Source organism: Tepidanaerobacter syntrophicus, assembly GCF_001485475.2.
In the GTDB taxonomy this organism is placed as follows: Bacteria; Bacillota; Thermosediminibacteria; order Thermosediminibacterales; family Tepidanaerobacteraceae; genus Tepidanaerobacter; species Tepidanaerobacter syntrophicus.
On sequence record NZ_DF976995.1, the window covers coordinates 31748 to 57330 of the forward strand.

At 38.8% G+C, this 25583-nt stretch carries 26 protein-coding genes; all 26 read left to right on the forward strand.

Features of this window, described 5'->3' with window-relative positions:
- Window positions 1–121 precede the first annotated feature (121 nt).
- The gene (locus TSYNT_RS00165; protein WP_059031081.1) at window positions 122–1039 is read left to right on the forward strand and encodes a dihydrodipicolinate synthase family protein; all 918 of its coding nucleotides are present in this window, start codon (window positions 122–124) and stop codon (window positions 1037–1039) included.
- Window positions 1036–1671 carry an SGNH/GDSL hydrolase family protein gene (locus tag TSYNT_RS00170; RefSeq protein WP_059031083.1) on the forward strand — a complete coding sequence of 212 codons (636 nt, stop codon included), beginning with the start codon at window positions 1036–1038 and terminating at the stop codon, window positions 1669–1671. Before TSYNT_RS00165 ends, TSYNT_RS00170 begins: the two co-directional genes overlap by 4 nt.
- A 162-nt stretch (window positions 1672–1833) precedes the next feature.
- A complete protein-coding gene (locus TSYNT_RS00175; protein WP_059031084.1) occupies window positions 1834–3240 on the forward strand; it encodes an ABC transporter substrate-binding protein in 1407 nt (468 codons plus the stop codon).
- A gap of 76 nt (window positions 3241–3316) precedes the next feature.
- Window positions 3317–4198 carry a carbohydrate ABC transporter permease gene (locus tag TSYNT_RS00180; RefSeq protein WP_059031086.1) on the forward strand — a complete coding sequence of 294 codons (882 nt, stop codon included), beginning with the start codon at window positions 3317–3319 and terminating at the stop codon, window positions 4196–4198.
- Entirely contained in the window at window positions 4195–5028 is an 834-nt protein-coding gene (locus TSYNT_RS00185) for a carbohydrate ABC transporter permease (protein ID WP_059031088.1), read from the forward strand. Before TSYNT_RS00180 ends, TSYNT_RS00185 begins: the two co-directional genes overlap by 4 nt.
- A 33-nt stretch (window positions 5029–5061) precedes the next feature.
- A complete protein-coding gene (locus TSYNT_RS00190) occupies window positions 5062–5784 on the forward strand; it encodes an N-acetylmannosamine-6-phosphate 2-epimerase (protein ID WP_059031090.1) in 723 nt (240 codons plus the stop codon).
- 26 nt (window positions 5785–5810) lie between these two features.
- Window positions 5811–6716 carry an ROK family protein gene (locus tag TSYNT_RS00195; RefSeq protein ID WP_059031092.1) on the forward strand — a complete coding sequence of 302 codons (906 nt, stop codon included), beginning with the start codon at window positions 5811–5813 and terminating at the stop codon, window positions 6714–6716.
- Entirely contained in the window at window positions 6710–7567 is an 858-nt protein-coding gene (locus TSYNT_RS00200) for an SIS domain-containing protein (RefSeq protein WP_059031093.1), read from the forward strand. The genes TSYNT_RS00195 and TSYNT_RS00200 overlap by 7 nt, the downstream gene beginning before the upstream one ends.
- Before the next feature lie 444 nt (window positions 7568–8011).
- The gene (locus TSYNT_RS00205; RefSeq protein ID WP_059031096.1) at window positions 8012–9424 is read left to right on the forward strand and encodes a methyl-accepting chemotaxis protein; all 1413 of its coding nucleotides are present in this window, start codon (window positions 8012–8014) and stop codon (window positions 9422–9424) included.
- A gap of 28 nt (window positions 9425–9452) precedes the next feature.
- On the forward strand, window positions 9453–9878 hold the full coding sequence (locus tag TSYNT_RS00210) for a deoxycytidylate deaminase (RefSeq protein ID WP_059031098.1): 426 nt from the start codon (window positions 9453–9455) through the stop codon (window positions 9876–9878).
- A gap of 88 nt (window positions 9879–9966) precedes the next feature.
- A complete protein-coding gene (locus TSYNT_RS00215) occupies window positions 9967–11004 on the forward strand; it encodes a glycosyltransferase family 4 protein (protein WP_059031100.1) in 1038 nt (345 codons plus the stop codon).
- Window positions 11005–11018: 14 nt separating this feature from the next.
- Window positions 11019–12173 (forward strand): non-hydrolyzing UDP-N-acetylglucosamine 2-epimerase, encoded by a 1155-nt coding sequence (wecB, locus tag TSYNT_RS00220; protein WP_059031102.1) that lies wholly within the window; start codon window positions 11019–11021, stop codon window positions 12171–12173.
- 251 nt (window positions 12174–12424) lie between these two features.
- On the forward strand, window positions 12425–12658 hold the full coding sequence (locus tag TSYNT_RS00225) for an AtpZ/AtpI family protein (RefSeq protein WP_162780974.1): 234 nt from the start codon (window positions 12425–12427) through the stop codon (window positions 12656–12658).
- A gap of 203 nt (window positions 12659–12861) precedes the next feature.
- Window positions 12862–13185, forward strand: coding sequence for a hypothetical protein (locus TSYNT_RS00230; RefSeq protein WP_059031107.1), 324 nt, complete (start codon window positions 12862–12864; stop codon window positions 13183–13185).
- Window positions 13172–15109 carry a V-type ATP synthase subunit I gene (locus TSYNT_RS00235; RefSeq protein WP_059031109.1) on the forward strand — a complete coding sequence of 646 codons (1938 nt, stop codon included), beginning with the start codon at window positions 13172–13174 and terminating at the stop codon, window positions 15107–15109. The genes TSYNT_RS00230 and TSYNT_RS00235 overlap by 14 nt, the downstream gene beginning before the upstream one ends.
- Before the next feature lie 63 nt (window positions 15110–15172).
- Window positions 15173–15652: a V-type ATP synthase subunit K gene (locus TSYNT_RS00240; RefSeq protein ID WP_059031111.1), complete on the forward strand. Its 480-nt coding sequence runs from the start codon at window positions 15173–15175 to the stop codon at window positions 15650–15652.
- A gap of 14 nt (window positions 15653–15666) precedes the next feature.
- Window positions 15667–16269: a V-type ATP synthase subunit E gene (locus TSYNT_RS00245; protein WP_059031113.1), complete on the forward strand. Its 603-nt coding sequence runs from the start codon at window positions 15667–15669 to the stop codon at window positions 16267–16269.
- Between the two features lie 4 nt (window positions 16270–16273).
- Window positions 16274–17278: a V-type ATP synthase subunit C gene (locus TSYNT_RS00250; RefSeq protein ID WP_059031115.1), complete on the forward strand. Its 1005-nt coding sequence runs from the start codon at window positions 16274–16276 to the stop codon at window positions 17276–17278.
- Window positions 17265–17600 carry a V-type ATP synthase subunit F gene (locus TSYNT_RS00255; protein WP_059031118.1) on the forward strand — a complete coding sequence of 112 codons (336 nt, stop codon included), beginning with the start codon at window positions 17265–17267 and terminating at the stop codon, window positions 17598–17600. The genes TSYNT_RS00250 and TSYNT_RS00255 overlap by 14 nt, the downstream gene beginning before the upstream one ends.
- Window positions 17597–19366 (forward strand): ATP synthase subunit A, encoded by a 1770-nt coding sequence (locus tag TSYNT_RS00260; protein WP_059031119.1) that lies wholly within the window; start codon window positions 17597–17599, stop codon window positions 19364–19366. Before TSYNT_RS00255 ends, TSYNT_RS00260 begins: the two co-directional genes overlap by 4 nt.
- A complete protein-coding gene (locus TSYNT_RS00265) occupies window positions 19363–20751 on the forward strand; it encodes a V-type ATP synthase subunit B (protein WP_059031121.1) in 1389 nt (462 codons plus the stop codon). Before TSYNT_RS00260 ends, TSYNT_RS00265 begins: the two co-directional genes overlap by 4 nt.
- Window positions 20748–21368, forward strand: coding sequence for a V-type ATP synthase subunit D (locus TSYNT_RS00270; RefSeq protein ID WP_059031123.1), 621 nt, complete (start codon window positions 20748–20750; stop codon window positions 21366–21368). Before TSYNT_RS00265 ends, TSYNT_RS00270 begins: the two co-directional genes overlap by 4 nt.
- 146 nt (window positions 21369–21514) lie before the next feature.
- Entirely contained in the window at window positions 21515–22171 is a 657-nt protein-coding gene (locus TSYNT_RS00275; protein WP_059031126.1) for a glycosyltransferase family 2 protein, read from the forward strand.
- A gap of 102 nt (window positions 22172–22273) precedes the next feature.
- Window positions 22274–23527, forward strand: a complete 1254-nt coding sequence (gene murA / locus TSYNT_RS00280) for a UDP-N-acetylglucosamine 1-carboxyvinyltransferase (protein ID WP_059031128.1) — start codon at window positions 22274–22276, stop codon at window positions 23525–23527.
- 21 nt (window positions 23528–23548) lie between these two features.
- Complete coding sequence (locus tag TSYNT_RS00285) at window positions 23549–24487, forward strand: S66 peptidase family protein (protein ID WP_059031274.1); 939 nt, start codon at window positions 23549–23551, stop codon at window positions 24485–24487.
- Window positions 24488–24571: 84 nt separating this feature from the next.
- The gene (gene mreB / locus TSYNT_RS00290; RefSeq protein ID WP_059031129.1) at window positions 24572–25576 is read left to right on the forward strand and encodes a rod shape-determining protein MreB; all 1005 of its coding nucleotides are present in this window, start codon (window positions 24572–24574) and stop codon (window positions 25574–25576) included.
- Window positions 25577–25583: the final 7 nt, after the last annotated feature.

Consider the following 25583-nt stretch of genomic DNA (forward strand, 5'->3'; position numbering starts at 1 on the left):
TGTGCATTTTATAAATAAAAATTTTTTCCAGAATTAAATATTATGAAAGAAACTATTTACAAAATGATTTTTCTATGATATATTTTATTTAAACAATTTAAAAAACGGGCGGGAGATAAAAGTGATACTTGAAAAATTTAAAGGTGTTTTCCCTGCTTTATATGCTTGTTATGATGATACAGGGGAAATATCAAGAGAAAGAACAATGAGTTTATGCAATTACCTTTATGAAAAAGGTGTAAAAGGCCTTTACGTAGGCGGAAGTTCAGGAGAGTGTATATATCAAAACCTAGAAGAAAGAAAAGCTACGTTAAAGTATGCATCCGAAGCAGTAAAAGGCAAGCTTACACTTATTGCACATGTAGGCGCGCCTTCTACAAGAGAAAGCAAGATACTTGCAAGATATGCTGCAGAATTAGGATACGATGGATTATCGGCAATTCCGCCAATATATTTTAAGTTGCCTGAAAGTTCTATATACAACTACTGGACGGAAATAATAGATTCGACAGACCTGCCATTTTTTATCTACAATATACCACAGACTACAGGATACAGTCTTTCATTAGATTTGTTCAAAAAGATGCTTGCGAATAAAAAGGTTAAAGGAGTAAAAAATTCTTCTATGCCGGTGCTTGACATTGAAAGATTCAAAAGAGCCGGAGGCGATGACATCATAGTATTTAACGGTCCTGACGAGCAGTATGTAGCAGGAAGATTAATGGGTGCTGATGGGGGAATAGGGGGCACCTATGGGGTAATGCCGGAACTATTCCTTAAAGCAGAAGAGTTTGTGACATCCGGCGGTTTTAAAAATGCCAGGGCAATCCAAGGCGATATTAATGACATTATCATAGCATTAACCTCACTTAACGGGTCAATGTATTCTGTGATAAAAGAAATTTTAAAGCTAAAAGGGATGAACCTCGGCAGTGTCAGAGCGCCGCTTGAAGGTGTATCAGGAGAAGATTTAAATAAAGTAAAAGATATAAAGGAACTTATTGATTCCACAATTTTGAAATGGAAGAAAGTAAAATGAAAAGGATAGTATGCTTTGGAGATTCAAATACTTGGGGCTATAATGCCGTTACCATGGAAAGATTTTCGGAGGACATCAGGTGGCCGTGCCTTCTAGGGAAACTTCTTGGAGATGAATTTCAGGTAATCGAGGAGGGGCTTTGCGGTAGAACAAGTGTGGCCGATGACCCCTTATTTGAAGGTTTAAATGGCTATACATATATTTATCCTTGCTTGATGAGCCATGCACCGTTGGAACTTGTAATAATTATGCTCGGTACTAATGATAGCAAAGAAAGGTTTAATTTGACATCTTATAATATAGCACAGGGTATAACAAGACTGGCTCTTAAAGCTAGTAGCGTTCCGGCAGGCAAGGGTGGCGGTTTTCCAAAGGTTTTGGTAGTTGCGCCACCTCCAATAGGCAGCGAATATTTTAACACGGAAATAGGAAAATCCATGGGGGCAAACTGCGATATTAAATCTTATGAACTTTCGCACCACCTGGAAGAACTTTTACAGCCTGAGGAGATAGAGTTTTTAGACACAAAAGGGATAGTTTCCATGAACAAAGTGGACTATATGCACCTTGATGAAAAAGGCCATAAAGTATTAGCAAATATAGTTTGTAAAAAGGTCTTAGAAATGTTATAGGATTTTTGACAGGAGGTGGAGGAAAGCCTGCGAAAAAAGTGAAATATTGTTATAAATAAAAAACCGTCACCCTGTTTATACTCAATATGTCATCCTGAGCGATGCGATAGCGAAGGATTTGTTAAAGGAACTATATTATTAATTTCAGGAGGGATTGTGTTTATGTTAAGGAAACGTTTAGTGGCTCTATTGATGGTATCAATACTTATGCTTACATTGGTTGCGGGCTGCGGTCAGAAAACCGAAAACAAGCCTGAGGCTGAAGGGGCGAAAGGCACAGGTAAAGAAAAAGTTGAGATATCACTTTGGCTTACACCTCAATGGAAAGGCGTTTTTGATGCTAGCGAAGAAGGTGCTGACTATGACAGCTTCTTCAAGTATGCTGCAAAGAGATTTTCCGAGGAATATGAAGATTATGATGTAACAGTAGATGTACAGGTGATTGCAGGAGACCAGCGTGATGAACTGTTAAATGTTAACTTAAATGGCGGAACACCACCGGATATTTTCTACGAAAGTGTATTTGCAATGGGAGATTATGCACATAGGGGTGCATTGGTTCCCTTAAACGATATTGTAGATGATACTGCCAAAAAAGACATAGCCCAAAATTTCTGGGATGTTGTAACATTTGGTGACGATATTTATTTCTATCCATTCTCCCACATGCCGGGCACATTAGTTTATAATGCCGATATGTTTAGAGCCGCAGGATTGGATGAGTATATAGGCGGGGAAAATGAAATTAAAACGTGGTCATTGGAAGAATTTGAAAAGATTTTAAACACATTGAAGACAAACCTTCCAAAGGATAAATATCCAAACGCTTATCCGATGGCTCTATTTGCCTTAAATAATCAAGGAGACACTTGGAATCTTGCTTACCTGAGGATGTTTGGAAATAAGTTCTTTGATGAAAACGGAAACATAATATTAAATGATGAAAAAGGAGTTAAAGCTGCACAGTGGCTTAAAAAAATTTATGATGCAGGCTTGACAAATCCGGGAGCAGAATCAGTTTCTTCAAATGATTGCAATGCCATGTTCCAAAATCAGCAGCTTGCAATCAGTTTTACAAATTCAGTTTTGTTCAATAATCTAAAAGCTGATATGGAAAGCGGCAAGGTAGCTAAATTCGATGCAAGGCTTGCTAATATTCCTTCAGAGAGCGGAGAGCCGCTGACCTTTACCTATGTAACAGGCAGCTGCGTATTTAATACCAATGATGAAACTAGAGTAAAAGTAAGCAAAGATTTCGTAAAGTTCTTCTCAACAGATCCGGAACTTGTAAAAGCCTCGAAAAATGGTGTTCCGGTAAGAACATCTGTAGTTGAAGAATTTAAATCCGAAAAACCGCTATTTGAAGCATATGATAAAAATTCTAAGTATCTGTTTAACTTTACGGGAAATGTGCCTGGTTATAGTGAGTTAAGACAGGTGTTGTATCCTGAACTGCAGGCATTATATACCGGTGAAAAGACACCGGAACAAGTCGTCAAAGATTACCAAACAAAGGGCAATGAAGTGATACAAAACGCAAAAAAGAATTCTGTAATTTATAATAAGTAGCATCTTTGTTAAAAAAGAAGGTTTGTCTTAAGCCCAAAAAGGGCTTAAGACAAACCATAGAGAGGTAAAAGTATTGATGAAAATCAATGAAAAATCTTTAAAACAAAACCTTACAGGATATTTGTTCATAATGCCGCAGCTTTTGCTTTTCTTAATATTTATGGTGTATCCTATATTCGAAGGAATAAGGCTAAGCTTGTATAAAATCGATTATAAAACGGAAACCTTCGTTGGATTACAAAATTATATTACACTGTTTAAAGATCCCGTATTTACTCAAGCGACAATAAATACTATTATTTTTGTTGTATGCATAGTTGCTCTGACGGTGGTTTTTGCACTATTTGTAGCATCTGCTGTTTTTGATAAAGATGCCAGATATGTATCTTTTATACGAGGATCTTATTATATTCCGGTAATGGTTTCGATGGTAGTTATGAGCATGATCTGGAGCTTTCTGCTTAATCCGGCTAATGGACTTATACCTTATTTGGCAAGACAAGCAGGATTGCCGGTGGTAAATTTTTTAGGCAACAGGGCTTTGGTGAAACCGGTAATAATATTTATAACTTTTACAACTAACGTGGGACAGGCAATAATTTTATATATAGCCGCCATGATTGGTGTGCCCAAAGAAATTTTTGAAGCTGCGGAAGTGGATGGAGCAAATAGACTTGAAGTCATATTCAAAATACTTATTCCATTGGTAAGACCTACCACTATCTATATAACAATAATCAATATTATTGCGGTTTTGAAGATATTTGTAGTTATCCAACTGCTAACCGGCGGCGGACCTAACAATGCTTCTACGACTTTGATGTACTACCTATACAATAATGCCTTTAAATACAACCGCCTGGGAATTGCTTCGGCTGTGGGCGTAATCATGTTTATAATCACACTAATTCTGTCGGTGCCGCAATTAAAAGCCATGCTTAGGGGGCAGGAGCAATGAAGAAGAAAATTAAAAGAGAGCCTGTCGATATAGCAGCTAACATAATAGTTACCTTTTTTGCCATACTAAATCTATTTCCTCTCTACTGGCTTTTTACAAGTTCACTAAAGAATAGTGCAGATGTTGTAAAAATGCCGCCTGACTGGATTCCGAAGTCGCCTACTTTTTCAAATTATATAGATGTATTTCAGAACCAGCCTGCTTTAAGATGGGCATTTAACAGCATAGTTGTTTCACTTGTTGCGACGATAGGAGTAATTATAGTAAGTTCCCTAGCTGCTTATGCATTTTCAAAACTTGAATTTAAAGGCAAAAATATAATCTTTCTAATGCTTATTTCCAGTTTGATGATACCTAAAGAAGTTATGATAGTTCCCCTCTACAGGATTATACAAAATTTTAATATGGCAAACAAACTCAGTGGAATGATATGGCCTAATGTAGCTACTGCTTTCGGTGTATTTATGTTAAAAGGGTTTTTTGATACTATTCATAATTCATTAAGAGAAGCAGCTATAATTGACGGTGCCAGTGAATTTCAGATTTTTTACAAGATAATGCTTCCGGTTGTAAAACCCGGCATTGGAGCACTGTTTATTCTAAACTTTGTTCAGGTATGGAATGATTATCTATGGCAGTTAGTAGTTGGTCAGGAAAAGAGTGCTAAGACTTTAATGGTTGGTATAGCCACACTAATGCAGGATCTAAATCCCAACTTTGCTTATAAGATGGCGGGAGCTACTGTAGCTGCAATTCCTATGCTGCTTATGTTTATCTTTTTTCAACAGTATTTTACAAGGGGCATTACAATCGGTTCAGTAAAAGAATAGTTTTAAATAATCTTAGCATATGGAGACATAAAGATGACAGATAAAAAGGACAAGATATTTAAGCAAATAAAAAACAAACTTATCGTATCTTGCCAGGCACTGCCCGATGAACCGCTTCACAGTTCCTTTATAATGGGTAAGATGGCTTATGCGGCATATTTAGGCGGAGCCGGTGGGATAAGAGCCAACAGCATTGAAGATATAAGGGAGATAAAAAAGAACGTAAAACTTCCAATAATTGGTATAATAAAAAAAGTTTATGAAGGCTCAGAGGTATTTATCACACCTACCGAAAATGAAGTCGAATTGCTGTACAATGAAGGCGTTGACATTATCGCAACAGACGCTACCAAGAGAATAAGGCCGGACGGCACTACAATCAGTGAAATGTTTCCGAGGCTTAGAGAAAAATATCCCGATCAAATATTTATGGCAGACTGTTCAACATACGAAGAGGCAAAAGAGGCTTATGAATTGGGATTTGACTGCCTTGGCACTACCTTATGCGGATATACAGAATATACAAGGGATAGAAAACTGCCGGATTTGGAACTGATAGGAAGGCTTACTAAAGATTTCGACATTCCTGTTATAGCCGAAGGGGGTATATGGGCTCCTGAAGATATAAAAAAAGTATTTAGCTTAGGCGTCCATGCAGCCGTCGTTGGCAGCGCAATAACAAGACCTATGGAAATAACCAAGAGGTTTGTAAATGCAATCGGTGAAGTAGTGGATTCTGGCACGTGTGTTAAATAGATGGATTTTATAAAGGATGATTATTAATGAAGATACTTGCTGCGGATATTGGAGGAACATCCATAAAGCTTGGTATATCTGATGAAAAAGGTAATCTGGACGTTTTCAAGGAATATCCATCTGAAGCTAAAAAAGGCGGAAAGTTTCTTGTAGAAAAGCTGATAAGCATAATAAGCGAATATAGGGAATTCGAAGCTATCGGTATCAGTACCGCGGGACAGGTGGATTGTGAAAAAGGCTCGATTATATATGCCAATGAAAATATACCAAATTATACAGGAACAAAGTTGAAGGATATTTTAGAAAGCAGGTTTTGCGTGCCGGTAAAAGTAGAAAATGATGTTAATGCAGCAGCACTTGGCGAGAAATATTTTGGAGCAGGCAGAGGGTTTAGTGATTTTCTTTGCCTAACATATGGCACGGGTATTGGTGGGGCAATTATCATCGACTCCAGGCTTTACAAAGGTCATAATGGGATTGCAGCTGAGTTTGGCCATATTATAACACATCCCCTGGGCAAAAAATGCAGCTGCGGCAGTTTAGGCTGTTATGAGGCTTACGCTTCTACCAAAGCTTTAGTAGAAAAGGCCGAAAAACTGCTTAAAACCCCCTTGGACGGAAAAAAGATTTTTGATAGAATGAAACAAGGCGATACCCAAATACAGGATATCGTAAATGAATGGGCCTTTGAGATAGCGCTAGGGCTTACTTCTTTAATCCACATATTTAATCCTGTAGCCGTTATCTTGGGCGGAGGGGTCATGGAGCAGGATGTTCTTGTAAATATGATTTATGATAAAGTAAATGGAATGATTATGGAAAGCTTTAGGGACGTTAAAATTATCAAAGCATCTCTCGGAAATAAAGCCGGAATCCTCGGAGCAGTATCCCTTCATTTAAAAGAGGCGGCAGAAAGAAGTGATGCATCATAAAATCAGATATATTTTCACAAATTCGGTCAAGATATAACTTATTTACTAATACTGAAAAGAAAATTGCCGATTATATCCTTGAACATGCAAATGACGTGATTTACATGTCAATTACCGACTTAGCCGATGCGTGCGGCGTGGCAGACTCGAGTATATTTAGATTCTGTAAGACTTTAGATTTTAAGGGCTATCAAGAGTTTAAAATAGCACTGGCTCACAGCATTTCACCTGATGACGAGGGAACTTTCCATCTGACAAGTCAAATCACCATGGAAGATACCATAAAAGAAATATCTTCAAAGCTGCTTGCAACAAATATCAGCGCCTTAAATGAAACCTATAATCTGGTAAAAGAGGAAGATGTCAAAAAAGCAGTTGACTTCCTTATAAATGCCAACAGGATTCACTTTTTTGGCGTTGGAGCATCCCTCATAACAGCTTTAGAAGCTAAAAACAAGTTTATGAGAATAACAAATAAAACCGAATGCTCTATAGATGCGCACTTGCAAATTATGTCAGCAGCTCTGATGGATGAAAATGATGCAGCGGTTTTAATTTCCTATTCAGGTTCGACTAAGGATACAATAGAGATTGCAAAGCTTGCAAAGGAAAGAGGCGCCAAAACTATTTGCATTACCAGATTTGCTAAATCACCTCTTACTGCGTATTCTGATGTTATTCTTCTGTGCGGTGTAAACGAAGGTCCCCTTCAAAGCGCCAGCTTGTCTGCAAAAATTTCACAGCTTTTCTTGCTGGATATCCTCTATGCCGAGTACTTTAAAAGAACTCGCAAAGAATCCATAGCAAATAAAGAAAACACATCTAAGGCAGTTGTCGAAAAGCTGCTTTAAAAATGAAATCGGTCCTGCAACTTTAAAAAAAGTAAGCAGGGCTTTTTTGTATTGCAAGATAGTGTAAAATATTTCTAGGGTTTTTGCAGGAAAAATTCATTCGAACGCAGAATAAAGGCCTTACCATCCTTGCATAATGTTTAATAGAAAATATAGTAATTCATGCTATAATGGTCATAGACAGGAGCAAGGGTGATGAATATGGCGGAAAAGAAAATTAATGCCGGAGGCGCAGGAAACGATGGACAAAATACAAAAGGACCTGCCGAGCCGAAAATATACAAATCCGGGTAGACGAAAGGTTTGACAAAAGACTTAAGGTTACTTGACACTATCTCTATTTCAAAATTAAATTGAATTTCCATGGTAACATATGGTAATATATTAACTATGGGCAGATATAAATAATTGATCATATAAGTTCTACACGGGGAGGGGACCGAAATGTTTTTTGAAAATACAAATAAAATTCTAGATGCCATCATCGAAGGAAAATCAGTTTCTACCAATGATCCTAGAGTTGCAAATGCCGCAGAAAAAATTAATAAGCTTAAGACCATTAAAGAAGACGCGAGAAATATGCTGCTTAAAACAATCTCGCTAAGTTCTTCGCTGGGAAGCATAGAAGTAAATATTAAGTTTCTTATGGATGAAATAGAGTCTATTATGAATGAACTTAACCTACAGTCAGAAAATAATGCGGCTTTTGTCCAAGAGACAACCGCATCAATGGAAGAAATAGATAATGCCGTTGATGATAACGTAAAGATGATGGATCAAATCTTAAATAATATTGCGCAAATTGTTGAAAATAATGACAAGAATATGGAAAGCGTAAACTTGATGGGGCAAGTATGCGAAAAAGTTACTGAAAGCAATAATGCAGTAAACGAGACGCTGACAAAGCTTTTAAATAATTTAAATGAAATAGGAAATATTATTGCTGTAATAGAGCAAATTGCAGATCAGACAAATTTACTTGCGCTAAACGCTCGGATAGAGGCGGCACGGGCAGGTGAAGCCGGCAGAGGATTTGCAGTTGTGTCGGAAGAAATAAGAAAACTTGCAGATAATACCAAACAAAGTCTTGATGAATTTAAAGGCTTTACTCAAGAAATTCAGAAAGACTCGGCAAGAAGCTTGGAAAGTATGAAAACGACAAATGAGGTAATGAGGCAGATTCCGATAGTTACAAAAACCATTAAAGATACAGTGGAGGGCAACTTCAGCGCAATAGACAATATAAAGAAAGAGATGGAGGGATTTGCAGCGTCCTTTGAACAAATTAGCGCCGCAGTAAATGAAATAACTACTGCTATGAATAGCCTATCACAAAAGACAGAAGAAATCACAAGCATAATATACAGGCTCGACGGCGATATTAAAAATCTGGATTCCATAAAGCACAGTATAAACGAAATTGATAATTCATTTATAGAACAAAATAAGAAATACTATCAAAGATTCATGGAAAGCGACAATGAAATTACAGCCCAGGAGCTTGTAGAAATTTTACAAAATGCCATCAAACAGCATGACTTATGGATGCAGACGTTGGAGGAAGCAATAAATTCCAATAAGTTAATGCCTCTTCAAACTGACGGCGATAAGTGCTCCTTTGGCCACTTCTACAATGCTATAGTAATAAATGATAATGACATAAAGGACTTATGGCGAAATGTTGACGAATATCATCACAAGTTACACCAAGCAGGGCAGAGCGCACTTATGGCAATAAAAAACAAAGAAATAGAAGCGGCAAAGAAATATTACCAAATTGCTAAGGAGAATTCTCAAAAAGTTCATCAGATGATAGATAAAATGATCAGCAATTTAAAAAATAAGACATCAGCTTAAATTCCTCGATTTTGGAAGGCGATTATTTATGCGAAAAGATTGGGATACATATTTTTTAGAAATAGCATTTAAAGTAAGAGAAAGGTCAACATGTCCCAGACTTCAAGTAGGTGCTGTTGTAGTAAAAGACAATAGAATCAAGGGAACCGGATACAATGGAAGCCCTTCCGGCCTTGTTCATTGTGATGATGCGGGCTGTATGATGAGAGGCAACCATTGTGTGCGCACTATCCATGCCGAAGTAAACGCTCTCCTAGAATGCTCTCCCGAGGAACGTAAGGATGCCACGCTTTACGTAACTGCACGCCCTTGTGCCGAATGTTCAAAACTAATTATAAACTCAGGCATAAAGCGAGTAGTATATGCTATGGAATATCCTCCGGATTATGATTGGTTCAAGGACGCTCCGTGGATAGAGTTGGTTTACATGCCTATTACTCAAGGCGAGTCTTAGCAAAACATCTGCCTTTTATCATTGACAAACAATTTTGTTTGAAATAAAATAAAAAGAAGAGTATGTAAATACAAAGGGAGCGATTTCATTGCCGCATTACATATACGGTTTTTTAATGTCAATGGTTTTGGCATATTTAACTACACCGTTTGTAATGAAACTTGCTTGGAAAATCGGAGCAATAGATGTCCCGAAAGATGCCCGGCGAGTTCATAAAAAACCGATGCCGAGGCTGGGCGGACTTGCGATTTATATTTCGTTTATGGTAACAGGCTTGCTTATATTGCCGCTGGAACTTCCTTATGTCCGTGGAATATTTTTGGGAGGAAGCATCATTGTAATACTTGGAATTTTAGATGATATTTACAATCTTCCAGCAAAAGTAAAGTTGCTGGGCCAACTTGCGGCAGCAGGAGTTTTGGTGCTTTTTGGCGTTAAAGTTGAGATACTGACAAATCCTCTAGGCGGTATGATCATCTTAGGGAAATTAGCAATACCAGCGACTCTGTTTTGGGTGGTAGGTATTACGAATACTTTAAACTTTATTGACGGATTGGACGGTCTTGCAGCAGGGATAGCAGCAATTGCAGCTTTTACGATGATGCTGGTAAATTTGAGCCTAGAACAAGCGAATGGCGCTTTGGTGATGGCCCTTCTTGCAGGTGCTGCGATTGGTTTTTTGCCGTATAATTTTAATCCTGCAAAGATTTTTATGGGAGATACCGGGTCGATGTTTTTAGGATTTATCCTGGCTGCCCAAGCTATGGAAGGCATGGTAAAAAGCGCTACTGTTATAGCTTTGATTGTGCCGATACTTGCGCTAGGACTGCCTATTTTTGATACTGTTTACGCAATTTTGCGCAGATTTGTCCATGGAAAGCCTATTATGCAAGCTGATAAGGGACACGTGCATCACAGACTTATAGCAATAGGCCTGTCTCAAAAACAAGCTGTGCTTTTCATGTATGTTATAAGTATATCTCTTGGAATATGCTCGGTAATCCTAGCTATGTTAGGCGTTAGGCAGGCACTGATAGCTTTTGCGCTACTCGCCTTTATGCTTTTGCTTTCTGCAAGACATATAAATACAACCTTGGAAGCTAAAAAAACAACTCATGGGATGTAAAGGAGAAAAAGCCATTGAACAAGATAAAGATTCTGATTATTTTTGGAACAAGACCTGAAGCCATAAAAATGGCACCATTGGTCCAGGAACTTAAAAAGAGAAACAATTTTTTTGACTGCACAATAGCAGTTACAGCTCAACACCGAGAGATGTTGGATCAGGTGCTGAGTCTTTTTAATATAAGAGCTGACCATGATTTGAATATAATGACGGACAAACAAACGCTGTTTGGCATTACAACTACTGCGCTTTTGGGTTTGGGACAGGTGCTTGATAAGGTGAAACCTGACATGGTAATAGTGCACGGCGATACTACTACCACTTTTGCAGGAGCACTGGCGGCTTTCTACTATAAGGTGAAAGTAGGACATGTGGAAGCAGGACTTCGCACTCATAATAAATGGCTTCCATTCCCTGAAGAAATGAACAGAAAGCTAACCGGTTCATTAGCCGACATACATTTTTCCCCGACTGAAACCGCAAAAAAGAATTTACTTAAAGAAGGAGTTAATCCGGAAAATATCATAGTTACAGGCAACACAGTAATAGATGCGCTGCAAACTACCGTTAAGAAGAATTTTGTTTTTTCAACAGCAGCCTTGAATGATATAGACTATACTAAAGAAAAGGTTGTTTTAGTTACAGCCCATCGCAGAGAAAATTTAGGAAAGCCTCTAGATGACATATGTCATGGGCTTAAAAAACTAGCAGATGATTTTGACGACATTAAAATAGTGTACCCTGTACATTTGAACCCTGCTGTGCAAAACACAGTTTTTGATGTTTTAGATAATCACGAACGTATACTGCTTCTAAATCCCTTAGATACTGATGAGATGCACAACTTAATGGCCAGGAGCTATATGGTAATTACTGACTCCGGGGGCTTACAAGAAGAGGCTCCATCTCTGGGCAAGCCGGTTCTTGTTTTAAGAAATGAAACCGAAAGGCCTGAAGCAGTAGATGCAGGGACCGTCAAAGTAATCGGAACAGAAATTAATACTATATACAAAGAAGCAGCGAGGCTCTTGACAGATAAAGACGAATACGGAAAAATGGCAAACTCAGTAAATCCATACGGAGATGGCTGTGCATCTAGAAGAATTGCGGATTTTTTACTCTATTATTTCGGAATTACTAAAAGCAAACCTGAAGAATTTAGATCTTGAATAATATGACTTATATAGTATAATGGTGTTTATTAGGGAACTTTTTAAAGTTCCATATTTTTTATAAGTTCTCTCTAATATTTAGAAACAGGGGAAAATGTTACCTGTCAATGTGATAAAATTCACATATAATATTTTACAAAATTAAGAGGCATGATGGATATTTGGAAAGATCAATAATAAATAAAAGTCTCGCTAAACACTGCTTATCTGGTTTGAATTTAACATGCTCATGTTGTATAATTTATACCATGAAAGATTTTAAAAAAGGCGTCAAATATCTAGCGATCGCAATGCAAATAGGGATAGATATTGCTCTACCTATAGCAAGCGGCATATACATCGGAGCTTATTTAGACCAAAGATTTTCTACTGGTAGCGCATTTTTAATTTGCGGTTTTCTTCTAGGTTTAGGTTCGAGCATAGCAGTAGTTTACAGACTAATATCTTACCAGCTTGACAAGAAAGATGACGATAAAAAATAGCTTTCACTTCCTAAATAAAGCAAGAGGTGAGGTGAATCGTCAAATATTCTAAAATTTGCTATATATAACTGTATTATGATAGTTATATATAGCAGTTGACTGAAATGCGGTGAACATCTTAACAAAGAACTTAAGATGTTGATAATGCCAGATATTACCAAATTTGCCGCAATAATCATTCTATACAAGGAGGTGGGTAACTATTGAAAGAAGTATTAGAGGATATAAAAGCTGCGGAAGAAAAGGCGAGACAGATGATAGAAGAAGCCGAAAAAGAAGCAAAGGCAATCCTTGCTAAAGCAACCGAAAAAGGTGAGTCAATGTTGGAAGATGCTAAGAAGCAAGGCGAAGAGCAGAGACAAAAACTTATGCAGGATGCAGAAACTGAGGCGTCAAAGGTTGTTGAAGACCTCAAAAGAGAACATGAGCAGCAAATCAAGCATTTAAAAGAGACTGCCGCTAAAAAGGCAGACAAAGCGGCAGATATGATCGTAGAGAGGATTGTGAAGTTCCATGGCAATAGTTAAAATGGAAAAAATGCATCTTTTGGCCCTGAAAAGCGAACAAAGCAAATTAATGCAGACTCTTCAAAAAACAGGCATTGTAGAAGTGATTGATATTACAGAAGATGGAAACGAAGAAAAACAGGGACATAAAGAAGATAGAATCCGAGACGAAATTGCAAAAGAATTAGCGGAATTGGAAGCTAAGCTTAGCGATTTAAAGTTTGGTATTGATTTTTTAAAGCCCTATTCAAAATCTCCGAATCCTCTTATATATGGCAAGCCTGATGTAAAAAAAGATGAGCTGTCAGAGATTCTATCAGCTGAATCTAAAATTAAAAAAAGTCTTCAAGTGGTCTTTGATTTAGACAAAAAAATCGTGCACCTAAAATCTGAAGAATCAAAGATATTAAACCAAATAGATTTTCTTATGCCCTGGCAAGGCCTTGATATTCCCTTAGAGCAATTGGGCTATACGGATAAAGCTGCTTTTATGGCAGGCGTTATTCCACGCAAATCAAAGGATAAGCTGGAAGAAAAAATAGAAGAAAACTCTTTGTTGGCAGATATAAAAGTTATCGGCGAAAGGCGAGATGACTTGTATGTGCTTATCATATATCATATAAGCGGCAAAGAAGAAATCCAAAACCTTTTCAAAGAGTTTTCGGTCACTATACAAGATTTTATGGGACTTCAAGGAGCTCCTTCTGAAATAATAGAACAGAGTAAAAAAAGACTGGATGAGATACAAAAAGAGCGCGAAGCCATTAAGACTCAGGCTCAAGGCATGACTCAAGAGCTATTTAATTTTGAAGTTCTATATGACTATTATATGATTGAAAAAGATAGAAAGACAAATACATTGAAGCTCTTTGACACCGATAAATCCTTTTATTTACAGGCTTGGATACCTAAGGAGCGCAAAACTTACATAACAGAGATTATATCTAAAATTACAGACATGGTTTATGTAGAATTTACAGAACCGGAAGAAAATGATGATATACCAGTTCTTCTTTCAAACTCAAAGCTGGTTGAACCATTTGAAGTAATTACCGAACTTTATAGCCTGCCGGATCCTCGCGGAATCGATCCGAACCCTTATATGGCTCCATTCTACTGGATATTTTTTGGGATGATGCTAAGCGATGCAGGATACGGCATTATATTAAGCTTACTTACGGCTGTAGCGTTATTAAAGTTTAAGCTCGAAGGCTCAGGTAAGAAGTTTATAAAGATGTTTTTCCTCTGCGGAATATCCACAACTATCTGGGGCGCGATTTTCGGCGGTTGGTTTGGGGATCTTATCAAGATAAAGCCATTGTGGATAAATCCTTTAGACAATCCTATGGCTGTTTTAATAGTTTCATTTGCATTAGGCGTAATTCAAATATATACAGGGATAATATTAGAGGGATATAAAAACATTAGAGATGGTCATGTATTAGATGCCATAATGGATCAGGGATTCTGGCTTTTGCTTCTTACCGGTATTTTAATGTTTGTATTCCAGCCGCTTGCGGGAATAGCAAAGTATTTAGCTATTATTGGGGTAGTTGGTCTTGTATTAACTCAAGGAAGAGCGCAAAAAAACGTTCTAATGAAATTTGCTTCCGGTGTTTTAAGTTTATATAATATAACAGGTTATTTAAGCGATTTACTATCTTACTCCAGACTATTGGCCTTAGGCCTTACTACTGGTGTTATAGCTAGTGTTATAAATACAATGGCAAAGACGATAAGTGGAAGCATTATAGGGTTCATAATTATGATTTTAGTATTATTAGGCGGACACGTATTTAATATAGTAATCAATGCATTAGGTGCATATGTTCACAGCAGCCGTTTGCAGTATATTGAATTCTTCAGTAAGTTTTATGAAAGTGGCGGACGGGCGTTTGACCCCTTAAGAATTAAAACAACTTATGTTAAGTTGGAAGATTTATAATACTAACTTATTAAATACTAATTTGTATTATGATTTATAATAAATTTTGAGGAGGAATTGTAAATGTCGTTAACTTTTGGACAAGTAATAGCACTTATAGGAGCAGCTTTGGCTGTAGCCCTGCCTGGAATTGGTTCTGCAAGAGGAGTGGGCCTTGTAGGTGAGAGTGCCTCAGGACTTATTACAGAAGACCCAAGTAAATTCGGGCAATCACTTATACTTCAAGCCCTTCCCGGAACACAGGGAATCTATGGCTTTCTTGCGGGATTCTTAACAATCCAAAAGATTGGTTTGCTATCCGGGACATTGTTAGATATTACACCATTTCAAGGATGGCTGATATTCGCATCCTGTATGCCGATTGCCATAGTTGGCCTCATGTCTGCCATATACCAGGGACGTGTAGCCGCAGCTGCAATCGGTATAATATCTAAACGACCTGAAGAAGTAGCCAAAGGAATAACTTTTGCCGCTATGGTTGAGACGTACGCCGTGCTTTCGCTACTTGCAACCATACTAATGCTCTTTGGCATTAGTATATAAGGGAGTGTCTTGCCGTGGAGGGTATTGCAAGAATAAAAGAGACTATATTAGAAGAAGCAAAACAAGAAAAAGAAAAAATTATTAATGAGGCGAAAACGCAAGCAAAAGAAATAGAGGCAAGGTATAAAAGCCAAGTCGATCAAATACTTGGCAGCATATTAGAAAAGGCAAAAAAAGCGGCAGAAGAGAAAAAACGCAGAATAATTTCCATGGCTGAACTAGAAAATAGAAAAGGCCTGCTTAAAGCAAAACAGGAAATTATTGATGAGGTTTTTGAAAAGGCGAAGAAAAAATTAAAAGCTCTGCCGGATGAACAGTATCGAAATCTTATAGCCGATATGCTTATAAAAAGCACAATTACAGGAAATGAAGAAGTTATAATATCCGAAAGTGACAGACAGAGGATAACACCGGAATTTATCAAAGAAATTAATGAAAAACTTAAAGATATGTGCAAGCAGGGAAATTTGAGAATTTCCAAAACTTCAGAAGATATGATAGGCGGTTTTATCTTAAAGTCTGAAGATGTAGAAATCAACAGCACATTTGATTCCCTTATAAAAATGGAAAGGGAAGAATTGGAAACAGAAATAGCCAAAATACTTTTCGAGGAGTGATTAAATGGCTAAAGATACAGATTTCTTATACGTTTCGGCTAGAATAAAGTTTTTAGAAACTAAGCTCCTCGGAAAAAGCGCCATCGACAGGCTTCTTGATGCTCCCGGTATAGATGATGCCCTAAAAGCGCTGAGTGATACAGAGTATGGCAGCGATATTGCTGAAATGGAAAATATATATGATTTTGAAAAGGTTTTAGAGCACAGTATGTTAAGGACCATTGATACGCTCAAAGAATCCTTCAAGAATCATGAGCTGATAAGATTTTTTAACCTTAAAAATGATTATCACAATCTTAAAGTGATTTTAAAGGGCAATATCCTGGGCACAGAAGTCAAGGAGTACTTTTCACATCTAGGTGAAGTTTCGCCTGAAGAAATGCAAAAATATGCCCAGGGCGAAAACAGCGCAGCTGTACCGGATAATTTCAAAGAGGCATATGACAAAGCCTTAGAAATTTACGATGCGACAAAAGACCCGCAAAAAATCGATCTGTTTTTAGACCAAGCCTTATTTAAAGAGATGGAAAAAATTACAGAGCAATCAAAAATTCCTTTTTTAAAAGTATACTTAGCCGCACTTTCCGATATTACAAATATAAAAACAATGTTGAGGCTTAAAAAAGCAGATTCAGACATACGAACGTTAGAAAGCGCGTTGGTCGTTGGCGGCAGTTTAAAGAGCGATTTTTTTAAGGAGATTTTTACAGGCAGCACTCAGAGCATAATAGAGGCCTTTAGTTCAACGCCTTATTATGAGATAGTTGAAGAAGGTCTTACGGCCTGGGAGTCTACAGGCAGTCCTCTAGTGCTTGAAAAAATGGCCGATAATTACTTAATGGCTCTTGCGAGAAAAGGCTTGTATACACCTTTTGGCCCGGAAACAGTAGTAGGATATATGGCAGCAAGAGACAATGAGCTAAAGCTTCTAAGAATTATCCTAGTTGGAAAGATTAATGGCATATCCTCGGATATGATAAGGGAGCGATTAAGAGATGTCTACATATAAAATGGCTGTGGTAGGAGATAAAGACACAGTTCTTGCTTTCAAATCTCTGGGTGTTGATATATTCCCCGTGCTGGACGGCAAAGAAGCAAGCTTTACAATGACGAGGCTTGCAAAAGATAATTATGCTGTAATTTTTGTAACAGAGCAAATAGCTAAAGAAATCCCGGAGAAAATAGATCAATTTAGAAATCAGATGCTCCCGGCAATTACCTTGATTCCAAGTAACCAAGGGAGTTTAGGGATAGGTATGGGAGAAGTCAAGAAATCCGTGGAAAAAGCCATTGGAGTAGATATCATTTTTGGAAAAGAGGGAGAGGAATGACAGGTGGCAAGATAGTTAAAGTTTCCGGTCCCCTCGTAGTGGCTACAGGGCTGCCTGAAGCCAAGATGTTCGACGTGGTCAAAGTTGGAGAGCAAGGCCTGGTTGGCGAGGTTATAGAGGTTCATGGAGAGAGAATTTCTATTCAAGTCTATGAAGAAACCTCCGGCTTGGGCCCCGGGGACCCGGTGGTTTCTACAGGGCTCCCCCTTAGCGTTGAATTGGGACCCGGACTACTGGAAGGAATATTCGACGGCATTCAGCGTCCACTTGATGTTATAGAATCATCAGTTGGAAGCTATATAACAAGAGGTATTGATATTCCCGCATTAGACAGAAAAAGGAAATGGGCATTTACGCCTATTGCAAAAAAAGGACAAAAGGTTATGGGAGGAGATTTCCTGGGAACAGTTCAAGAAACTGTTATCGTGGAACATAAAGTAATGGTGCCTCCCGGTATTGCCGGCGAAATTGTTGAAATATATGAAGGCGAATTTACAGTTACAGACGTGATTGCAAAAATAAAAACCGAAAAAGGCGATATAGTCGATGTTACTATGATGCAAAAATGGCCTGTTCGAATGATACGGCCATATAAAGAAAAACTTCCTCCAAAAGAGCCGATGGCTACAGGACAGCGAGTTATTGACACCTTTTTCCCTGTAGCAAAAGGTGGTTCTGCATGTATCCCGGGACCTTTCGGTAGCGGAAAGACCGTTGTGCAGCACCAGCTGGCAAAGTGGGCAGATGCTGAGATTGTCGTATATATTGGCTGCGGCGAGCGCGGCAACGAGATGACCGATGTGCTAATGGAATTCCCTGAACTGCGCGATCCTAAAACCGGTGAACCGCTAATGAAAAGGACCGTCCTTATAGCAAATACATCTAATATGCCTGTGGCAGCTCGAGAAGCATCCATATATACAGGCATAACAATAGCAGAATATTTTCGGGATATGGGCTACAGTGTAGCATTAATGGCCGACTCTACATCCCGCTGGGCAGAAGCCTTAAGAGAAATGTCGGGACGATTGGAAGAAATGCCTGGCGACGAAGGCTATCCTGCATATCTTGCAAGAAGAATAGCTGAGTTTTATGAAAGGGCAGGAAGGGTTATTACCCTTGGCAGTGATGAAAGGGAAGGGGCGCTAACTGCAGTTGGAGCAGTTTCACCTCCCGGCGGCGATCTTTCAGAACCGGTAACTCAGGCCACTCTTCGAGTTGTAAAAGTGTTCTGGGCACTAGATGCATCCCTTGCATATGCAAGACATTTCCCTGCCATAAATTGGCTTACAAGTTATTCCCTGTATTCCGATACAGTTGAAGAATATATGAATCAAAATGTAGCCAGTGATTGGAAGGAATTAAGGGCAGAAGCCATGAGACTTTTACAGGAAGAGGCAAACTTGCAGGAAATTGTAAGGTTGGTAGGTATCGATGCGCTTTCCATAAAAGACCGACTTATATTGGAAGTGGCCAGATCGATTAGAGAAGATTTTCTGCATCAGAATGCCTTTCATGAAATTGATACTTATACTTCTCTTGCTAAGCAGTATAAAATGCTAAAACTTATTTTGACATTTTATGAAGAATCGAAGAAAGCCCTGGATGCAGGAGTTGTATTTTCAGAAATAGAAAATCTGCCGGTGCGTGAAAGAATAGGTAGAATGAAATACGCAGATGAGAAAGACGAAAAAATATTCGATGAGATTGAAGCGGAGCTAAAAGCACAGCTTGCGGCCTTGATGGAAGGGGGAAAAGCTGAATGATTAAAGAATACAGGACAGCTAGAGAGATTGCAGGCCCCTTGATGATGGTTGAAAATGTGGAAGGCGTAAAATACAATGAGCTTGTTGAAATAGAAACAGCATCAGGCGAAATACGACGAGGCCAGGTACTCGAAATTGATGGAGATAAAGCACTGGTTCAGCTTTTCGAAGGCTCAACAGGACTGAATATAAATGACTGCAAAATTAGATTTTTAGGCAAAAGCATTCAGCTTGGCGTCTCAGCCGATATGCTAGGAAGAGTATTTGACGGATCGGGAAGGCCAAAAGATAACGGTCCGAAGATTATCGCGGAAAAACGGCTTGATATTGACGGCAGCCCTATAAATCCGGCTGCTAGAGACTACCCCTCAGAGTTCATCCAGACCGGTATCTCGGCAATTGACGGATTAAATACCCTTGTCAGAGGCCAGAAACTGCCGATATTTTCAGGTTCAGGTCTGCCCCATGCCCAGCTTGCAGCTCAGATAGCAAGACAGGCTAAGGTGCTTGGTGCAGAAAGCAAATTCGCTGTTGTATTTGCAGCAATGGGCATTACCTTTGAAGAAGCAAATTACTTCATATCTGACTTTAGAAAAACAGGCGCCATAGATAGATCTGTACTTTTTATAAATCTTGCAAACGATCCGGCAATCGAACGTATATCTACTCCTCGTATGGCGCTTACATGCGCAGAGTTTCTTGCCTTCGAAAAAGACATGCATGTTTTGGTTATACTAACCGATATGACTAATTATTGTGAGGCCCTTCGAGAGGTCTCTGCGGCACGAAAAGAGGTTCCCGGACGCAGAGGCTATCCCGGCTACTTATACACTGACCTTTCATCAATATATGAAAGAGCCGGACGATTAAAGGGAAAGAAAGGTTCAATTACCCAAATACCGATTTTAACAATGCCAGAAGATGACAAGACTCACCCTATACCTGACCTAACCGGTTATATAACCGAAGGCCAGATAATCTTGAGCCGAGAACTGTTTACAAAAGGAATAACCCCTCCGATTGATGTTTTGCCTTCCTTGTCAAGACTTAAAGATAAAGGAATCGGTAAAGGCAAAACCAGAGAAGACCACGCAGATACCATGAACCAGCTTTTTGCTGCATATGCTCGCGGTAAAGAAGCTAAGGAACTTGCGGTAATTTTGGGAGAAGCGGCTCTTAGTGATGCGGATAAACTTTTTGCAAAGTTTGCCGATGAGTTTGAAAAACGCTATGTTTCTCAGGGAGAAAATGAGGACAGAAGTATCGAAGAAACCCTCAATCTTGGATGGGAGCTGTTGACAATCCTGCCTAAAGCGGAACTAAAGAGGGTAAGAGATGAGTATATCGAAAAATATCTGCCTGACAAGGGAGAAGATCAACAATGAATACTCGAGTAAACCCAACTCGTATGGAACTTACTCGCCTAAAAAGGCAGATAGTTGTGGCAAGGCGCGGACATAAGCTCCTTAAAGACAAACAAGACGAGCTCATAAAGCGGTTTATTGATTTAATTAAAGAAAATAAGCGATTAAGAGAAGAAGTTGAGCATGATCTGGAAATAGCTTTAAAGAGTTTTATAATGGCGCGAAGCCAGATGCCTCAAGAAGTTTTGGAAGAAAGTCTTATGATTCCAACAGCGCGAGTAAGTATCGAAATAGGCAAACAGAACATCATGAGTGTAAACGTTCCAAAGATAAATATTCATCAAGAAGAAGGCGGAAATATTTATTCCTACGGCCTTGCGAACACGTCTGCAGAGCTAGACAGTGCCATAAGCATACTTGCCGGTATGCTTCCGAAGATGCTAAAGCTTTCAGAAATAGAAAAAACCTGCCAATTGATGGCTGACGAAATCGAAAAGACAAGGCGCAGAGTCAATGCTCTAGAATATGTTATGATACCTTCCATGGAAGAAACCATAAAATATATAACCATGAAACTTGATGAAAATGAACGCTCAACAATAACAAGACTCATGAAAATCAAAGAGATGGTTATGTAAATCAAAAACCCTTACCACTGCTTATGTGTGTAAGGGTTTTAACATATATTAAACCTGAAAAGAGGATTTCCAAAAAATAAAGAGAATTATCATATTACAGGATAATTGTATAGGATAATTCGGAAGTGAAGGGATTGACTTACTAAATGAAGTCTGTTGCAATTATTATTCCTGCATATAATGAAGCACCCAGAATAGGAGCGGTTCTTAACGTGGTATGCAGTTATCCGCGAGAGAAACGCATCGTTGTAGTTGATGACGGTTCGAAAGATGCAACTTATGAAGCTGCAAAAAATTACGATGTAGAAAAAATAATAAGACATGATAGAAACTTAGGGAAGGGCGCAGCTCTTCAAACCGGAATAGATTACATTAAAGATTCTCCTTTGTGGCTTTTTATTGATGCAGATTTGATAAACCTTGACCATCACCATTTAGATCAGCTGCTTTTTCCGCTTGAAGAAGATTCAAGAGTTGGTATGACAATCGGGATGCTTGTCAGTAAAAGCAAGAAAAACGTCAATCTTGCACAAAAGTATTTTTCAATTTTAAATGGCCAGCGAGGACTTGCCAATTTTTTTGTAAAAAGCCTGCCTTCCCTTGCCTGGGCAAGATTTGGAGTAGAAGTTTTTCTAAGCAATATAGCAAAGATGAATAATGTTTCGGTTGTAGAGCCTATATTAAATAATGTAACTCATTATACTAAGGAAGAAAAATACGGCTTTATTTATGGGTTTCCATACAGACTTAGAATGTATAAAGAATGCCTGTATGCCTACTTTAATTGGAAAAAATATATTTAAATCATTTTTATGCTCTTGTAACAGGAATGTATTTAATGTAAACTTAAAAGGGTGTAATTTAACCAACTTTGACAGTTAAATAAACTATCGGAGGGAAAACCATTGTCAAGTATTGTTGTTGAAGGGGGAAAACCTCTTAAAGGAACGGTAAGAATAAGTAGTGCGAAAAATGCGGTTTTACCTGTAATGGCAGCGGCTTTACTTACTGAGGCCGAATGTGCAATTGAAGACGCTCCCGAACTTGAGGATGTAAAAGTAATGCGAGAAGTATTAAGGGCTATGGGAGCCGATGTCTGCCGCCAGGGAGACTGTATAAAAATAAGTGCTAAAACAGTAAGCTCGTTTGAGGCTCCCTATGACTTGGTAAGAAAAATGAGGGCTTCTTTTCTGGTGATGGGGCCTACTCTTGCCAGAAAAGGAAGAGCGCGTATTTCTATGCCGGGAGGATGTGCAATAGGTTCTAGACCAATAGACCTGCATTTAAAAGGATTTGCCGCCTTAGGTGCTGATATTGAACTAGGACATGGATTTGTTGAGGCTAAATGCGATAAGCTTATAGGAGCTCCGATTTATCTAGACTTTCCCAGTGTAGGAGCTACAGAGAATATAATGATGGCAGCGTCTTTGGCCGAAGGCCAGACAACTATTGAAAATGCAGCTAAAGAACCTGAAATAATTGATTTGGCAAATTTTCTAAATAGTATGGGAGCAAAGATTCGCGGCGCAGGCACTGATATAATAAAAATCGAAGGCGTAAAAGAACTTGCAGGAATTTCATATACAGTGATTCCCGACAGAATTGAAACAGGCACCTTTCTTGTAGCAGGAGCGATAACGGGAGGCAATATACTTTTAGAAAACGTTGTTCCTGAGCACTTAAAACCTGTAATAGCAAAACTTATAGAATGCGGTGCAAAAGTTGCAGAAGAGCCTGAGGGTCTTAGAGTAATCGGTGATGGCAGGCCTCGCCCTTCGGATATCAAGACTCTGCCGTATCCCGGATTCCCAACAGACATGCAGGCTCAGATGATGGCTTATCTTAGCATTGCAGACGGAACAAGCATGGTTACCGAAACGGTTTTTGAAAATCGATTTATGCATGTAGAAGAGCTAAAACGCATGGGTGCAAAGATAAAAATCGAAGGAAGAAGTGCAATAATCGAGGGAGTTGAAAAGCTTTCAGGAGCGCCGGTTAAGGCTACTGATCTTAGAGCAGGGGCTGCTTTGATTTTAGCAGGCCTTGCCGCGGAAGGTTTGACACAGGTTATGAATACTCATCATATTTACCGCGGTTATGTAGATATTGTTGGAAAACTTAGAAGTTTAGGAGCTACCATAACAGAAAGCGAACAATAATATATGAAAGCAGGCGTAAATGTGGTAAAACCAAAGGCCCTGAAAAAGGGCGACACCATCGGGGTTGTGGCCCCAAGTGGTTTTTCCGAAGAAAGCAATTTAAATAAGGCAAAAGCTATTCTTGAAAATGAAGGCTATATAGTAAAATGTGGAAAATCATGCTATGAAAAATATGGCTATCTTGCAGGACATGATGAAATAAGAGCCGAAGACATAAATCTGATGTTTCAAAACCCTGAAATCGATGCGGTTTTTTGCATGAAAGGCGGCTATGGAGCGCCTAGAATATTAGACCGGATAGACTACGAAAGCATTTCAAAAAACCCAAAAATATTTATCGGATACAGTGATATTACAGCACTGCACATACCATTTGTACAAAAATCCGGCTTAGTTACATTTCACGGCCCCATGCTCACATCTGATTTTTTGTCAAAGGAATTTTTCGAGCAAGCATTTCGGGATATGCTGCGGGCGCTGACAACTCCAGAGCCTCTTGGGAAAATAAAAGCTCCGCCAATGTGTCCGAAAGAAGAGATGCTCGTTGCCGGATCAGCAGAAGGCACTACTATTGGCGGCAACTTGTCACTTATAGCAGCATCTCTAGGAACTCCTTATGAGATTGATACAAAACAAAAACTCCTACTGCTTGAAGACGTTGACGAGGAACCTTACAGCATAGACAGAATGCTTACTCAACTAAGACTTGCAGGTAAATTGGAAGAAGCTTCAGGAATTGTTCTAGGCCAGTTTACAAATTGTAATCCGAAAGAACCTGAAAACAGTCTGACCCTCGATGAGGTTTTCCTCGATATACTTGTCCCTTTAGGAAAACCGATAATAAAAAATGTTTGCTTTGGTCACGGACCTTATAAATATACCCTGCCGCTGGGTGTAAAAGCCAGGATAGACCAAGAAGAAACTGCTTTTATAGTGGAGGAAAGCGCACTTCACTTATAAATTTAAAATAAAAAAGGATTTTGGAAAAAAATGTAGAATTAAAATTTAAATGCGCTAAATTAAATAGGAGGTAAAGAATTTTTTATGGATATAGGTATTGATTTAGGAACTGCTTCAGTTCTCGTATATGTTAAAGGCAAGGGAATTGTCCTACAGGAACCTTCTGTAGTTGCTATGGATAAATCAACCGGCAAGATGCTGGCTGTTGGAGAAGCGGCTCGCAAGATGATTGGGCGCACCCCGGGAAATATAGTGGCTATCCGCCCGCTAAAGGAAGGGGTTATTGCCGATTATTCTACTACAGAAATAATGCTCAAATATTTCATGAGTAAAATAGGGGCAAGCAGGATTTTCAGACCTCGAATAATGATATGTGTGCCAACTGTGGTTACGACAGTTGAAAAAAGAGCTGTCATTGAAGCTGCCGCCGCGGCAGGGGCAAGGCAAACATATCTGATAGAGGAGCCGATAGCTGCTGCCATAGGTGCAGGCATAGATATTTCAAAACCTTTTGGAAGTATGGTAGTTGATATTGGCGGAGGAACCACTGATATAGCTGTCATGTCATTAGGTGGCATTGTCTGCGGTGAGTCTCTTAGAGTAGCAGGAGATAAGTTTGACGATTCAATTGTAAGATTTGTAAAAAAAGAATTTAACCTTATGATAGGCGAACGCACTGCTGAAGAAGTAAAGATAAATATAGCCAATGTTTTCCCTGAAAGCGAAGAAGATAGAGCTGTTTCTATGGAGGTAAGAGGACGCAGCTTAATAAGTGGTCTTCCGCAAAATATTACAATTAATGCGGGACAAACATGCGAAGCGCTCCAAGAGCCTGTAGAACAGATCGTAAATGCGATATATGGTGTTTTAGAAAAGACACCGCCTGAACTTGCGTCTGATATAAGCGAAAGAGGAATTGTAATGACAGGTGGCGGCTCACTGTTAAAAGGAATGGACAAGATAATTTCTACTCGCACAGGCATTCCCGTCATAATTGCAGAAAATGCCATTTCAGCTGTTGCTATAGGGGCAGGAAAAGCTCTTGAAAATCTCGATATGCTGGGACCACACGCGATTTACACAAAATAGCTTTAAA